This is a genomic window from Catenovulum sp. 2E275, assembly GCF_025515275.1.
Lineage (GTDB): Bacteria > Pseudomonadota > Gammaproteobacteria > Enterobacterales > Alteromonadaceae > Catenovulum.
The window spans coordinates 113,195-127,741 of sequence record NZ_JAOPFU010000003.1 but is presented as its reverse complement, the minus strand read 5'-3'; the positions used below and the strand labels follow the sequence as shown (position 1 = coordinate 127,741).

13 protein-coding genes are annotated in these 14,547 nt (G+C 36.0%); 6 read left to right on the top strand and 7 right to left on the bottom strand.

Annotated elements, in window-relative coordinates:
* The first annotated feature begins 538 nt into the window (after positions 1-538).
* Positions 539-3,952: an ammonium transporter gene (amt, locus tag N7931_RS02800; protein WP_262791775.1), complete on the top strand. Its 3,414-nt coding sequence runs from the start codon at positions 539-541 to the stop codon at positions 3,950-3,952.
* Here the strand turns inward: amt and N7931_RS02795 are convergent.
* Positions 3,949-4,809 carry a bifunctional transcriptional activator/DNA repair enzyme AdaA gene (locus N7931_RS02795; RefSeq protein WP_262791774.1) on the bottom strand — a complete coding sequence of 287 codons (861 nt, stop codon included), beginning with the start codon at positions 4,807-4,809 and terminating at the stop codon, positions 3,949-3,951. The genes amt and N7931_RS02795 overlap by 4 nt on opposite strands.
* 203 nt (positions 4,810-5,012) lie before the next feature.
* Positions 5,013-6,083: a protease SohB gene (sohB, locus tag N7931_RS02790; RefSeq protein WP_262791773.1), complete on the bottom strand. Its 1,071-nt coding sequence runs from the start codon at positions 6,081-6,083 to the stop codon at positions 5,013-5,015.
* Positions 6,084-7,324: 1,241 nt separating this feature from the next.
* Between sohB and N7931_RS02785 the strand changes: the two genes are divergently transcribed.
* The 5 genes from N7931_RS02785 to N7931_RS02765 are packed head-to-tail and all read left to right on the top strand — an operon-like array spanning position 7,325 to position 10,220.
* Positions 7,325-7,816: a PTS glucose transporter subunit IIA gene (locus N7931_RS02785; RefSeq protein WP_262791772.1), complete on the top strand. Its 492-nt coding sequence runs from the start codon at positions 7,325-7,327 to the stop codon at positions 7,814-7,816.
* An 8-nt stretch (positions 7,817-7,824) separates the two neighbouring features.
* On the top strand, positions 7,825-8,172 hold the full coding sequence (locus N7931_RS02780) for an ArsC family reductase (protein WP_262791770.1): 348 nt from the start codon (positions 7,825-7,827) through the stop codon (positions 8,170-8,172).
* Positions 8,173-8,191: 19 nt separating this feature from the next.
* The gene (dapE, locus tag N7931_RS02775) at positions 8,192-9,325 is read left to right on the top strand and encodes a succinyl-diaminopimelate desuccinylase (RefSeq protein WP_262791930.1); all 1,134 of its coding nucleotides are present in this window, start codon (positions 8,192-8,194) and stop codon (positions 9,323-9,325) included.
* Between the two features lie 9 nt (positions 9,326-9,334).
* Positions 9,335-10,012: a M15 family metallopeptidase gene (locus tag N7931_RS02770; protein WP_262791768.1), complete on the top strand. Its 678-nt coding sequence runs from the start codon at positions 9,335-9,337 to the stop codon at positions 10,010-10,012.
* Positions 10,005-10,220 carry a DUF2897 family protein gene (locus N7931_RS02765; protein ID WP_262791767.1) on the top strand — a complete coding sequence of 72 codons (216 nt, stop codon included), beginning with the start codon at positions 10,005-10,007 and terminating at the stop codon, positions 10,218-10,220. Before N7931_RS02770 ends, N7931_RS02765 begins: the two co-directional genes overlap by 8 nt.
* Before the next feature lie 75 nt (positions 10,221-10,295).
* On the opposite strand, the gene N7931_RS02760 is transcribed toward N7931_RS02765, so the two are convergent.
* The 5 genes from N7931_RS02760 to galE form a co-directional block, all read right to left on the bottom strand.
* Positions 10,296-10,571, bottom strand: coding sequence for a PepSY domain-containing protein (locus N7931_RS02760; RefSeq protein WP_262791766.1), 276 nt, complete (start codon positions 10,569-10,571; stop codon positions 10,296-10,298).
* A 168-nt stretch (positions 10,572-10,739) separates the two neighbouring features.
* Positions 10,740-11,582, bottom strand: coding sequence for a DUF3025 domain-containing protein (locus N7931_RS02755; RefSeq protein WP_262791765.1), 843 nt, complete (start codon positions 11,580-11,582; stop codon positions 10,740-10,742).
* A gap of 97 nt (positions 11,583-11,679) precedes the next feature.
* Positions 11,680-12,558 carry a 23S rRNA pseudouridine(2605) synthase RluB gene (gene rluB / locus N7931_RS02750; RefSeq protein WP_262791763.1) on the bottom strand — a complete coding sequence of 293 codons (879 nt, stop codon included), beginning with the start codon at positions 12,556-12,558 and terminating at the stop codon, positions 11,680-11,682.
* A complete protein-coding gene (gene scpB, locus N7931_RS02745) occupies positions 12,518-13,177 on the bottom strand; it encodes an SMC-Scp complex subunit ScpB (RefSeq protein ID WP_262791761.1) in 660 nt (219 codons plus the stop codon). The genes rluB and scpB overlap by 41 nt, the downstream gene beginning before the upstream one ends.
* Positions 13,178-13,315: 138 nt before the next feature.
* The gene (galE, locus tag N7931_RS02740; RefSeq protein WP_262791760.1) at positions 13,316-14,329 is read right to left on the bottom strand and encodes a UDP-glucose 4-epimerase GalE; all 1,014 of its coding nucleotides are present in this window, start codon (positions 14,327-14,329) and stop codon (positions 13,316-13,318) included.
* Positions 14,330-14,547: the final 218 nt, after the last annotated feature.

The following is a 14,547-nucleotide window of genomic DNA, read 5'->3' as shown; positions in this document are numbered from 1 at the left end:
TTTATTGATTAAATTTAATCCTATTCATATTTTAACTCTCCACAACGGTAAAGCCAATCAAAGCTATTGAGTAAATTTTGCAAAATACGCTAGGGTCTGTTGATCTTTTGAATACAATTTTGCAGCAGTTTTGTTTGGTATTTATCCAAGGCATAGCGATTGACGTGTAGTAAGCTACATAAATGAGCTATAACGCAGAAGAAATGCCAAACAAACGCTGCCTTTAGGTTCGTCCTAAATGCTTTTTACTCTTTGTTGTAGCATTTTGACTTAATCCATTAGGCCTTCAATGCTGCGCCTCAATTAAAAAGCATTTAGTTAGAACAAAATTTGTACATCAAACGTCAACAGACCCTAGCTAATATGGTTATGCACTATTTTGTTTTATTTAGTCTGCTACTGCACCAATTTCTCCTATTGCACCAATATAAACATTTTGTAGAACAAATTATTTGACCTTTTAGTCGTAATAACCTTGTTTATTAAAGCTGGCATATAACCTGCTAATGATTAGCTGCGTATTTTGCGGAGTAAATTAATGACAATCGACATTCTTTGGGTTTTATTTTGTGCTGTTCTAGTTTTAATTATGCAAGGCGGTTTTTTATTTTTAGAATCAGGTTTAACTCGAAAAAAGAACGCGATTAATGTCGCATTAAAAAATGCAGCTGACTTTGCATTAACCTTTCTTATGTGGTGGTTCATTAGCTATGGCATTATGTTTGGGACAAGCTATCAAGGGTTAATTGGAACTAGTCAATTTGGCTTTGAAGTCAGTACTGAATATCCGTATGAAGCTAGTTTTTTTATATTTCAGGCTATGTTCTGTGCAACGGCTGCAACTATTGTATCTGGTGCCATTGCAGAACGAACTAAATATGTCGCTTACAAATTGATCACTTTGTTAATTGTTGGGGTTATTTATCCTGTCTTTGGCCACTGGGCTTGGGCAGGTTTTAATCAGAGCCAAACAGGATATTTAGCTCAAGCCGGTTTTATCGATTTTGCTGGTTCAACTGTTGTTCACAGTGTTGGTGGTTGGGTCGCGTTGGCTGCAATCATTATTATTGGTCCCAGAATCGGTCGGTTTAGCTCTGAGCAAAGTTTTGCTATTCCATTTAGTAATTTACCGGCTGCAATGCTGGGCATTGTATTATTTATTGTCGGCTGGGTAGGCTTTAATGCAGGCAGCACATTAGCTTTTTCGTCTAATATTCCAATGATCATAATTAATACCTTACTTGCAGCTTGTGCTGGAGGTCTCGGTGCATATCTAATTACCTTGTTTTGGACAAGCTCTCACCTTGAAAAAAGCGTTGTGCTGTTAAACGGAATTTTATCAGGCCTAGTTGCAATTACAGCATCGTGCCACGCGGTTAATCAATTACAAGCCATTATTATTGGTATTGGTGGTAGTTTATTTATGATCTTAGGGGTTAACTTATTAGCCAAACTAAAATTAGATGATGCAATTTCTGCCATTCCAGTACATTTATTTGCAGGTATATGGGGTACTTTAGCTGTCGCTTTATTTGGTGATTTGTCTTTGTTAAATACCGGTTTAAGCCGTACTGAACAGTTTTTGGTACAACTTGAAGGGATTATAAGTTGTGCACTTTGGTCGTTTAGCCTGAGTTATTTAGTTCTTTATATTATCAATCATTTTTACCCACTCAGAGTAAGTAAAATAGACGAACATAACGGTTTAAATATTGCTGAACACAATGCTCGTAATGATTTACATGATTTTTTGGTTAACCTTAAAAAGCAAGAATCTAATTTAGCACACCGTATTCCTGTAGAACCTTTCACTGAAGTTGGTTTAATCGCTGAAAAATATAATCAAATGATGGATGTAATTGAACAAAACTCAGCTAAAACACAAAGTATAGTCAGAGATATACAGGCTGGTGTTGTTACACTCGACGCAGCCCAACACATAGTGAGCATGAATCCTGCAGCCGAAGCTATTTTTAGTATTAATGAAAGTGAAGCCTTAGGCCGTAGAATTTCAGATATCTTTACAATTGACCACGTTTCAGAGTTCAATAGTGGAAATGAATTACCTTTTATTGGTGATTTTAATCAATTATTTATCAAACCATCTCATCTAAGATTTGAAGGCCAACCATATCAGCAACTTAAAACAAAATTTTTAGATATTGTCATTACTCAAAGCAGTCATTCAATTATTGAGCATACATGTTTAATTAATGATATGACTGAATATAAAGCTATAGAAGCGGCTTTGCATGCAGAAAAAGAGCAAATGCATGCCACTTTGGACTCTATCGGTGATGGGGTAATTACCACAACAGCTAGTGGTAATATAGTATATATGAACCCCATAGCAGAGTCTTTGATTGGTTGGCCATTAGCCAAAGCAAAAAAACGTAAAATTTATCAAGTTATGGCGGTTGTTGACTCACCAGAGCAAAGACCAAACGATGCCATAATACGTTCTGTGATTGAAAATAAACAAACTCATGTAACGAATAAACCCAGATTGCTTTATTGTCGAGACGGTAGTGTAAGAGCGATTAGACATACTATAGCCCCCATGTTTGATCAAAATAATAATGTAAACGGCACCGTTGTTGTGTTCCAAGATGTTACTCAATCTCAAATCATTCAGCGCCAGTTAAATCATCAAGCAAAGCATGATGGTTTAACTGGATTGATCAATCGAACAGAGTTTGATCGCTGTTTAGCTGAGTTAGTAGAAGATAGTATTCATACCAAACAGAGCCATATCCTTTTATATATAGATTTAGATAGGTTTAAAATCGTCAACGATTTATGCGGCCATCAAGCTGGAGATGAGCTATTACGACAAGTAGCTCATTACATGAAACAAAAAATTAGAAGTAGTGATATTTTAGCTCGGTTAGGAGGAGATGAGTTTGCTGCTATTTTATATCACTGCGATATAGAAAAAGGTCAGAAAGTAGCTGAAAACATTCGAGATAAAATAGAATCTTATCGATTTAACTGGGAAGGAAAAGAATTTACAGTAACGACTAGTATCGGGGTTATTCCTATCGATCAATACTCCAATAGTGTTAATGATATTATCCAATTAGCAGATGCTGCTTGTTATGCATCAAAAGACTTAGGACGTAATAACGTATACTTATATCAACCAGATGATAAAGAGATCAATGCAAGAAAGAGCCAAGTCAAATGGGTCAGTAGAATTAACCAAGCATTAGAGCAGGATAAATTTAAACTCTATTTTCAGCAAATAGCTCCAGTAAACAGCCTTGAAAAAAGCCTTAAGTTTGAAGTTTTACTTAGAATGCATTTAGATGATGAGATTTATATGCCTGGTGCTTTTATTCCTACTGCTGAGCGATATAATTTAATGCACTCAATTGATCAATGGGTCATTAAAAACTCATTTAAGTGGCTATCTGAAAATAAAGGGAAATTACCTAAACAACTTACCTGTTCTATAAACTTATCCGGTGAATCTATTAATAAACCAGAATTAAAAAATTTCATTATGGCTATGTTAGATAAATATAGTATCGACGGAGGGCATATTGTTTTTGAAATCACAGAAACTATAGCAATTTCCAATTTACATAAAGCATCTGATGTGATGGAGCAATTACGTAAAGTAGGTATCCGTTTTGCACTGGATGATTTTGGTAGTGGTTTATCATCTTTTGGATATCTTAAAAGTTTACCTATCGATTATTTAAAAATTGATGGCTCTTTTGTTAAAGATATCAACAATAATACTTTTGATCAGGCCATGGTTGATGCCATTAATAAAATAGGCCATACAATGGGTTTAAAAACCATAGTAGAGTACGTTTCTAATGCCCAGGTCAAGTCAACTTTAGAGTCAATTAAAGTTGATTATCTACAAGGTTATTACATTCACAAACCTAGTCCTATCGATAATTTACTCAAAGATTTTGGGCTGGTAAGGTTGGTTAGTTAGCGTGTTGCTTCCCAGCCAATAATTGCAGACTTTTTAGGTAAGCCCCACATATATCCCCCTAAGTGGCCACTGGTTTGGATCACTCTGTGGCAAGGGATTAAAAAAGCAACTGGGTTTTGTCCAATTGCGCTACCCACTGCTCTGGCTGCTTTGGGTTTACCAATACGTTCCGCAATATCACGATAAGTCGATAAAGTCGCTGTCGGTATTTTAAGCAGACTTTCCCACACTTTTAGCTGAAAAGGGGTTGCAGCCAAATGCAGTTTTATTTGCTTTAAATCAGCTGAACTTTGGTTAAAAACAGTGGCAACCGCTTGATGTGCTTCGGTTTGAATAAATTTAAATTGAGCATTTTCAAAACGCTTATGTAAATCAGCCAGTGCTGCTGCTTTGTTTTGATTAAACTGAATATGGCAAATGCCTTTAACAGTAGAAGCAATTAACATTTGCCCAAATGGGCTGAACCAAAATGAATAAAAGATCGTTAAATTAGCGCCGCCACTTTTAAATTCAGCCGGAGTCATTGCCTCAATGTTGATAAATAATTCATGCAAGCGACTCGGACTGGATAAGCCGGTTTCAAATGCAGTATCCAAAACAGACTGGTTTTGTTTTAACAGTAACCTTGCATAATCCAAGCTAATGTATTGAATAAACTTTTTGGGGCTAACGCCAGCCCATGTTTTAAACATACGCTGAAAATGATACGGGCTTAAATTAACCGCGCTCGCAATGGTTTCCAAAGATGGCTGCTGTTTAAAATTAGCCTGAATATACTCAATTGCTTGTTCAATTCGATAATAATCTACCGACTCAGGCGACGCTAAATCTGCATTATGGTTAGTCTTTATCATCATTTATCGCTAATAAAATGGTATTGGATGAGTCAATCATACTTAATTTAAATTAGGAAACAGATCCGTTTCTTGCGCAGTTTGGGTTACTTACGGTTCAAACAAAATGGAGATACGATTGAGAAAGGTTGAAAAATAGTGCGCAGGCCTAATTATAGCTCAGGTCTGCGCGGTATTGTTTTAAAACAATATTAAAGAAAAGGAAACTAGCGGAATTTAAGTTCTGACACTTTGTTATATAAACGCATGAATATGTTTTCAATTGTGCTGCTGGCTGCAAATGGCAGTTTATCCATTACCCCTTTATTAATTTTATATTTAATTTGAAAGACTTGAGTATCGGCAACCTGCTCAAAAATATAATCATCACTGGTTTTTAATTCATCGACCAAACCAAGTGATAATGCTTGAGATCCCATCCAATGTTCACCGGTTGCCACTTTTTCTACATTCAATTCGTTTCTAAACTCACTGATATGAGCGACAAATAAATGATGAATTTCTTCCAGTTCAGATTTAAATTTTTCACGGGCTTTATCTGTGTTTTCACCGAACATAGTTAAAGTTCGTTTAAATTCGCCAGCGGTAATTTGTTCAAATTCAATATTATTGTTCTTTAAAACTTTATTAAAGTTAGGCAGTTGAGCAATCACACCTATTGAACCCACAATCGCAAAAGGCGCACTAATAATTTTATCGGCGACACAAGCCATCATATAACCGCCACTTGCTGCCACTTTATCAATAGCAATCGTTAACGGGATTTGTTTTGCCTTAATTCGTGCTAGTTGTGATGCTGCTAATCCATAACCATGGACAACACCGCCGCCACTTTCCAGCTTAATTAAAACCTCATCCGCAGGGGTCGCTACCGCTAAAACAGCTGAAATTTCTTCACGCAGTCCGTCAACTTCATGTGCATCTACGCTACCTTTAAAGTCAATGACAAAAACACGTTTTTGAGCTTGGTTTGTTGATTCATCACTTTTTTGTTTAGCTGCCGCTTTGGCTTTTTGTTTTTCTTCTTTGGCTTTTGATTTAGCCTGCGCTTTATCTTGCTTTTCCTTTAATTTAAGCGCTTCTTTATCAAGTAATTCGTTTTCTAAAGCCGATTTAGTTTGATTAAAACGCTCTGTTAGATTCGTTACTTCTAATTCGCCTTTTTTACCAGACTTACCTTTTTTAGCACTGGCAGCTAAAGCCAAAATAATAACAAATGCAATTATAAAGGTGATGGTTTTTGCTAAAAACAAACCATATTCGTATAAAAATTCCATTCCGGTTCTCTTTTAAAATAAATCACAATTGATACAGCTTACCACAACTCAATATTCAGGGTTAAGTGCTAATCAAGCCACTTAATATAAATAGCAAGCGTTTGAGTTAAGTTATTTATATTTAGTTGTATTTTAAGGTTTAAATTAATCACTATCAGGTTCAAAAATAGAGTTGGTTATTTTTTAGCTTTATTTTTTTATTGTTTAATAACAACAACTTAAAAATATAAACTTTTACAATCAACAAGGATATCCACAAACTTAGTGGATAAACCAAATAAAACCAAATGCAAACAGCATTAATGCTGTATTTTCACTCAGCCTGAGTTAAATTTAGGTTTATTTTTAAACAGTTCAAAAAGCAAACTAAATAAGTTGTTCAACCTATACCTAAACTTAAAATAAAACGAGCAAAGCACTGTTTATCCAAACAGAAAAAAGACGTTTAAAATAGAGGAAATAAGTGGCTGATCAAATTTTGATCTAATTTTATTTAATTTAAAATCATAAACTTAAAACTTACCCACCTACTCATTCACATACTTATCTACAGTTTTTGTGGATTATTCAATTAAACGCATAAAACGACCAATTTAGTTTAAAATTGGATGATAAATTAAACTAAAAATGCGTCCATCTTAAAACTTACTCACAGGATAAAACTAATATGATGATAAAAAGTGAACAAAAATACTGTTTTTCAGTTTGATTCAGCCGAGTTAATAACAGGAAAGTCATTAAGTTGATAATTCACAGCATTAGTTAAATAAAATAAGTTTAAGGTTGATAACCCTTATTCATATTTTAACAGGCGAAACAAGGGTTATTCACAAGGTGTGGATAACCAAATCCACACTGTTTTATATTGATTAACTAAAACATTAAAATAAACTTATTTTTATTCACTCACAGCTAAAAGTGACACCTAAAATAATTTGTAACGCACTTTAATCCGCTATAAAAACAAAAACCGAACAAAAAACAACCAGAAAAATAAACATTAAAAATCATCAACTTAACCATTACCCACTGGCTATTCAACAGACTTATCTACAGATTTTGTGGAATACTGGCATAAATCGGTAAAAACTGATTATTACCTGAGATTATCCGCTTAATTAAGCCTTGTTTTAGGTTTGAATTCAGTTAATTTAAACTGAATATCTAAAGCTTATTCACAATTCACAACAAACGGCTTTTTCGGTAAAATAACCCTAACTGAACAATCCGAATGAGTTATAGTGACAAGCCAAAATCAGCATCATAAAACAGTGCAATTTGAGTTAAACGTATATGCGCCCTGCAATAGTAAAATTACCGGATTAGATACGCATCCAACGGCTATTATAAAAGATGGATTTTTAGGGTTGGGGGTTTGTTTTAATCCATTAAGCAGCCAGTTTTTTAGTCCGATTGATGGCGAAATCGTTTATTTTCCAAAAACCTGTCACCAACTTAGGCTGAAACATAGCTCTGGGTTGTTAATTCATATTGAGTTTGGCATAAATACCCCCATCTTAATGGCTCAGAGTTTTGTTCAATTTAAAAACGCCGGACAAAAAGTAACGCAGGGTGAGTTGTTATTTGAATATAATTTACCTTTATTAAATAACCGGCTTGAATCATTGCAATCTTTTATCGGGGTTGCCAATTTAACTCAAAATTTTGAGCTTATTCCTTATTATCATTCTGTCAAGGCAACAGAAGATATTGTTTTTACGATAAAAAAATAGGTTTATTTATGATTACCTTATACGGTATTAAAAATTGTGATACGGTCAAAAAAGCCAGAAAATGGTTAGAGCAACACAATATAAACTATCGCTTTCATGATTTTCGTGAAGATGGATTACAACAATCACAAGTTGAAGATTGGATTAGTAAACTAGACTGGGAAACGGTATTAAATAAACGCAGTACCAGTTTTCGTCAACTCAGTGATGAGCAAAAAAACAATTTAAATGCTGATACGGTAGCGGGTTTGTTGACTGAAAATCCAACGTTAATAAAACGCCCTTTGGTCGAAAATGGCACAGCGTTATTTGTTGGATTTAACGATAAACAATGGCAAAGCATTTTTGCTGAATAAGTCTGAAAGTGAGTTTGATATGAGTGAAGTAATTAATTTATTAAAAGATTTAATTCAGCGTCAATCTGTTACCCCAGAAGATGCAGGCTGTCAGGATTTAATGGCTCAGCGATTAGCTGATGCAGGCTTTAATATTGAATCAATGGTGTTTGAAGACACAACCAATATGTGGGCTAGAAAAGGCTCACAAGATCCGGTTTTTTGTTTTGCCGGACACACAGATGTTGTCCCGACTGGCCCTGTTGGTGCTTGGAAAACACCACCTTTTGTGCCAACTGAATTAGACGGTTATTTACACGGCCGTGGGGCAGCAGATATGAAAGGCAGCTTAGCCGCCATGCTAGTTGCGACTGAACGGTTTGTAAAAAAACACCCTGATCATAAAGGCTCTATTGCGTTTTTAATTACCAGTGATGAAGAAGGTCCATTTATTAATGGTACAACCCGGGTGATTGATACCCTCGAAGCACGCAACGAAAAAATTACTTGGGCATTAGTCGGTGAACCAAGTAGCACTGAAAAAGTCGGTGATGTGATTAAAAATGGCCGCCGTGGTAGTTTAAGTGGAGATTTGGTCGTTAAAGGCATTCAAGGGCATGTCGCCTACCCTCATTTAGCAAAAAACCCAGTTCATTTAGCGGCACCAGCATTAACTGAATTAAGCCAGATTGAATGGGATAAAGGTAATGAATTTTTCCCGCCAACCAGTTTTCAAATTTCAAATATTAATGCCGGAACAGGGGCAACGAATGTTGTGCCGGGCGAATTAACCGTGTTATTTAACTTTAGATATTCAACCGAAGTGACTGCACAAGAATTGGTAAAAAAAGTTCATGCAATCTTAGATAAACACGGTTTAGATTATGATTTGGACTGGACTTACAATGGATTACCGTTTTTAACTGACAGCGGTTATTTAGTTGAAGCGGCGAATAAAGCAGTTGAAAAAGTGGCAGGCTATAAACCGGCTTTATTAACTACGGGCGGTACATCTGACGGTCGCTTTATTGCACCTACGGGCGCTCAAGTGGTTGAGTTAGGTCCGGTCAATGCGACTATTCATAAAGTAGATGAGTGCGTAAAAATAGCCGATATTGAGCAATTAACTGATATGTACGAGATTATGCTCGAAGCGTTATTAACCGATGAATAAACTCAAGCTATGTTCACATTTAACAACGAGCAATTAACTGGTAAATCTCAATCGCATTTGATTGAGCTTTACCCAAATCATTTAGTGCATATTGCAGCGACTAAAGCCGTTAAAAATCTGCAACAGGCCAGTCAGCAAGCAGGGTTTGATTTACGGCTGGCTAGTAGTTTTCGCTCGTTTGAACGCCAAAAAACAATCTGGAATAATAAAGCCTCTGGTTTATCGGTTTGTTTAGATAAATCAGAAAAACCACTGGATATTAAGACGCTATCTGGGTTTGAGCTGGCCGACAGCATTTGTTTTTATAGTGCAATTCCGGGTGCAAGTCGCCATCACTGGGGTTGTGACTTTGATGTATATGATTTTAAGGCTTATGCAAACCCTAACGATCTTAAATTAACTCAGGCTGAGTATCAAAAAGGCGGTGAAAATTATCAGATGTATTTATGGCTGGTTGATAATGCTGAAAAATTTGATTTTATCTTTCCGTTTACTCAAGCTAAAAATGGAGTTGCGGCTGAGCCTTGGCACATTAGTTATCAACCGTTAAGTAAACTGGCGCAACAAAGTTTTTCGGCTGATTATTTTGCTTCGTTACTCAAACAAAACGATATTTTATTAGCTGATGTTATACTTAAAGCCTTTGATTATTTTTATCCCAAATACATAGGACAATATCATGTCTAGCTTAACCATTGTTTTAATTATTATTGTTGTTTTGGCGTTTATTATTGGCCCCATTTTTATGTTAGATGGCAAAGGCAATTTTAATATTCCAAAAGGATTTAAAAACAAACAAGGGTACGATCAGGAAGAAGATGACTGGCCAACAGAATCAAAAAGCAACGAGCAAACATCACAAACAGATAACGACAATAAACCACCTAAGCTTTAATTCTTTAATGCTTTAAATATTGAATCAGCAATAGCTATAAAGGCTGTTAGGTGGTTTAACATTTTCGCGATAGGTTTAATCGTCTTGGCGATCAGAAATAATTTCCCCTGTCATTGGGTTTATTTTTAATTCTCGCTCTTGGTTATCTTTATACACTTCAACTTCCCAAACACCATTATCTAATGAAATTTCAGTAATATTTTTATAACCATTGGCTTCGATTATCTTGATAATTTCAACCAAAGTTTTAGCACCATCTGGTAAGCGCTCTTTAGCCTGAACCTGAAATGCAAAAGCAGCCAATAACATAACAATGGTAAATAACATAAGTGGTATTGTTTTTGTATTCATAGTTTATTCGTCCTTTTAAATACGGGTTTCAGTTGATTTATCGAGCAATGAAATTAAGCAAGTGTCTCTACAACACACATTCCTTTTAACTCAAAGACTATGTTTGTTTCAATTAAATATTGATGATAATGATGGTTTCCAGTTAATTTTGTGTGCTGGTAAGCAAAATTAACTGGCTTTATTGTTAGGCTGGCGCTTAGGCCTAAAGTAATCCGTATTCTGATAATAACTAAGCTGATTATTTTCATCGCTCCAGCCCGGAATTCCAAGTAGTGGTAGCGGCGATAAACTGCGATTATTAACTAGGGTATGATTGTGTTTAATATCAGCTGCTAATAAACCATCTAAAAGCTGATATTGTTTAGCCAAGCTTTGCTTAAAAAATGCCTCATCAACTCTAATAAAATAGGCTTTTGCGGTTAAACCAACAAACGGATTTAAACTCATTTCGTACATCGCATGACCAAAGATAAATGGCCTGATTTTTTTAAACCAACTTGCCCTTTGCTGCCAGAATATATCAACCCAGAGATGTGCTTGTAGCGCCAATTTTTGAGCATCATCCTGATAAGCAATTACAACTCCACACTCGTCAAATAAAGTAATGGCGTCACGTTGTTTGGTTCTCTGTTTGGCACCAAATTGTGCAATATCCGCCATGTGCAAATGGTTAAGCAAAGTTTTAGTTTGTGGGAATAAATGCCAGATACAGGCATTAAATAAATCATGCCAGTTAGCAACACGAGTCGGTATGGTTTTTTGTTCAAATATAAGGCTTTCGTAGCTTAATCCCTGCCAGTCAAAATCTTCTGTTTGCGCAATAAATTGATATGGTGCTAAATATTGATTATCTGAAAACTCTGGTTTAAATAAGCCTTGCTGAATTTGTTTACAGTTTGGAAAAATATTAAATTCAGCCAAATTTAAACACGCTGACAGATCACTAAAAATGGGGTTTTGATTAAATAAATTAGCATCCCAGATTTGGTCTGCCTGATATTTACGTTTCATAACTTGAAATATAGATAAACTTAAAATACAGATAAAAAATAAAGCAGAATCACTGCTAATTCTGCTTTATTGAGTATGTTGTGTTAGATTATTAAAACTAAACTCTTTTACGGCTACGTTTAGATTTTTCTGCTGGACGAGCTTGTCTAAGCTCTGATTTTCTAATCGCTTTACGGATCCGGTTCGCTTTAATATTTTTAATTTTATTATTTGCATCCACCGCTTTAACCATGCTGACAGGTTTTAACTGCACCAATTTACGCAAATAATTAATGTCTTTAATTTCAAGCTCAGCCCAACCACCTTGCGGCAGATTACGAGGCAATTGAATTTCGCCATAACGAATTCGGGATAAGCGGCTGACTTGCACACCTTGAGACTCCCACATCCGGCGAACTTCACGGTTGCGACCTTCAGATAAAGTGACATGATACCAACGGTTAATTCCTTCACCACCATGAAATTTCACTTTGGTAAAATTAGCCGGACCATCGTCTAGCTCTATGCCCATTCGTAATTTTTGAATAATCGCATCATTAACTTCACCAAATACCCGCACAGCATATTCGCGCTCAATTTCGTGAGTTGGATGCATTAAACGGTTAGCCAGTTCGCCATCGGTTGTAAATAACATTAAACCGGTTGTATTAATATCTAGCCGGCCTACAGACACCCAACGTCCGTTTTTTAATGGCGGCAAGCGATCAAATACGGTTTTACGGCCTTGTGGATCATTTCGGGTTGAAACTTCACTTAACGGTTTATGATAAATTAGCACTCGGCATGGAATGTCATCGACTGCTTTTATTTTGACAAGGTGACCGTCTAGTTTTAAAACATCATTTTCGTTAACGCGTTCGCCGATTTGCACAACTTTGTCGTTAACACTCACACGGCCATCTTCAATAGCCTGTTCCATTTCACGGCGAGAGCCTTTACCGGCTCTTGCCAATACTTTCTGAATTTTCTCTGACATCTGATTCTCCCGAATCTGATAAGGGTTGATAAGTTATTTGGGTTTCAGTTTGACCGGCTAAACCATTCAGGCTTGATTGTGCCTCGGTATGTAGACTATTTTGCAGCACCGGTAAATCTTCAACACATTGTAACCCAAAATAGTCTAAAAACGATCGGGTTGTTGCAAATAAAGCGGGCCTGCCCGCAACTTCTTTATGGCCAACCACTTTAACCCAACCTCTGTCTTGTAAAGTGCGAATAATTTGGCTGCTGACTGCCACGCCTCTAACCGCTTCAATTTCACCACGGGTGATCGGTTGTTTATAAGCAATTAACGACAAAGTTTCTAACATAGCGCGTGAGTATTTGGGGGCTTTTTCTTGCCATAATAAGCTGATCCACGGGCTTAATGTTGAGCGAGTTTGAAAACGATAACCAGAAGCAAGTTTAACTAGCTCAATGCCATGCATTTCATAACTAAGTTGGATTTGTTTAATTAATTCGGTGACTTTACGTTTAGATAAATTAAATTCGGCCAGAACCGTTTCAAGCAATTGCTCAACTGTTAATGGTTTATCAGATGCGAAGATAGCGGCTTCAATAATTTGTTGGTATTGTAGGTTATTTTTTCGAGCCATAAATTAACTATAAACCTGATTTAAACTTGTTTATTTAAATCATTATAAAATTATTCAGACAAGATAAAATAAAAACCCTCAACAGTAAACTATTGAGGGTTTTAACTTGTTGGTTATGGCTGTAGCTGGCTTAAAAAGTTAGCTATCATATCCATTTGGGTTTTGTGACTGCCAGCGCCAAGTATCTTCGGCCATTTCTTTAACGTCTCGTTTTGCTTTAAACCCTAATTGCTGCTCTGCAAAAGTTGGATCAGCATAACACTGAGCAATGTCACCTGGGCGTCTTGGCGCAATTTTATAAGGCACAGCTTTACCACTGGCCGCTTCAAAAGCTTTTACCATTTCTAATACGCTGCTGCCTTTGCCGGTGCCTAAATTAAATACGTGAGTGCCTGGTTTATCGTATAATTTTTCTAAAGCCTGAACATGGCCACGCGCTAAATCTAATACATGAATATAATCACGTACACCTGTGCCGTCAGTTGTAGAATAATCATCACCAAAGACAGATAAATATTCGCGTTTGCCGACTGCAACCTGGGCAATAAATGGCATTAAATTATTAGGAATACCATTAGGATCTTCACCAATTAAACCACTTTTATGTGCGCCAACCGGATTAAAGTACCTTAATAAAACCACACTTAGCTTGTCATTGGCGTAAGTAACATCACGTAAAATTTCTTCAACCATTAATTTACTGCGGCCATAAGGGTTAGTTGCACTTAACGGAAAAGATTCCAAAATAGGCACTGAGGCTGGATCGCCATAAACAGTTGCTGATGAGCTAAAAATAAGGCTATAAACCTGATTTTTAAGCATACAATCAACTAAGATACGTGAGCCATTTACATTATTGTCATAATACTCTAGTGGTTTTTGAGTTGATTCACCAACGGCTTTTAACCCTGCAAAATGAATCACTGAGTCAATTTTATGCTCGCTAAAAATTCGATTTAATGCATCTGCATCACGAATATCAGCCTGATAAAAAGTAACAGCTTGACCACAAATTTTTTCGACTCTGGCTAACGCTTCAGATTTACTATTTATTAGGTTGTCAACAATCACAACCTCATGCCCGGCTTCAATTAAATCAATGCTGGTATGCGAGCCAATATAACCGGCTCCGCCTGTTACTAATATTTTCATGAGTCACCTTTAGGCTGGTTTTAATTACAATATATACCATACAAGGTTATACGTTTACCCTTGATATTGGAAGTATTTTTATGACTTTTTAATCAATATTTCACAAACAGAGACGATTAAACGGTGAATCCATCTATTATTTGGGTTAACATTCAAAAATTAGGCAAACTGAATGTTCAATTCAGTTTAAAAATAAACCCTAATTCAATTGCTTAATT

What these genes read in the sequence shown, in the direction of transcription:
- amt (WP_262791775.1), top strand. Translation starts at nt 539, where the DNA reads ATGACAATCGACATTCTTTGGGTTTTATTTTGTGCTGTTCTAGTTTTA.
- N7931_RS02795 (WP_262791774.1), bottom strand. Translation starts at nt 4,809, where the DNA reads ATGATGATAAAGACTAACCATAATGCAGATTTAGCGTCGCCTGAGTCG.
- sohB (WP_262791773.1), bottom strand. Translation starts at nt 6,083, where the DNA reads ATGGAATTTTTATACGAATATGGTTTGTTTTTAGCAAAAACCATCACC.
- N7931_RS02780 (WP_262791770.1), top strand. Translation starts at nt 7,825, where the DNA reads ATGATTACCTTATACGGTATTAAAAATTGTGATACGGTCAAAAAAGCC.
- dapE (WP_262791930.1), top strand. Translation starts at nt 8,192, where the DNA reads ATGAGTGAAGTAATTAATTTATTAAAAGATTTAATTCAGCGTCAATCT.
- N7931_RS02770 (WP_262791768.1), top strand. Translation starts at nt 9,335, where the DNA reads ATGTTCACATTTAACAACGAGCAATTAACTGGTAAATCTCAATCGCAT.
- N7931_RS02765 (WP_262791767.1), top strand. Translation starts at nt 10,005, where the DNA reads ATGTCTAGCTTAACCATTGTTTTAATTATTATTGTTGTTTTGGCGTTT.
- N7931_RS02760 (WP_262791766.1), bottom strand. Translation starts at nt 10,571, where the DNA reads ATGAATACAAAAACAATACCACTTATGTTATTTACCATTGTTATGTTA.
- N7931_RS02755 (WP_262791765.1), bottom strand. Translation starts at nt 11,582, where the DNA reads ATGAAACGTAAATATCAGGCAGACCAAATCTGGGATGCTAATTTATTT.
- rluB (WP_262791763.1), bottom strand. Translation starts at nt 12,558, where the DNA reads ATGTCAGAGAAAATTCAGAAAGTATTGGCAAGAGCCGGTAAAGGCTCT.
- scpB (WP_262791761.1), bottom strand. Translation starts at nt 13,177, where the DNA reads ATGGCTCGAAAAAATAACCTACAATACCAACAAATTATTGAAGCCGCT.
- galE (WP_262791760.1), bottom strand. Translation starts at nt 14,329, where the DNA reads ATGAAAATATTAGTAACAGGCGGAGCCGGTTATATTGGCTCGCATACC.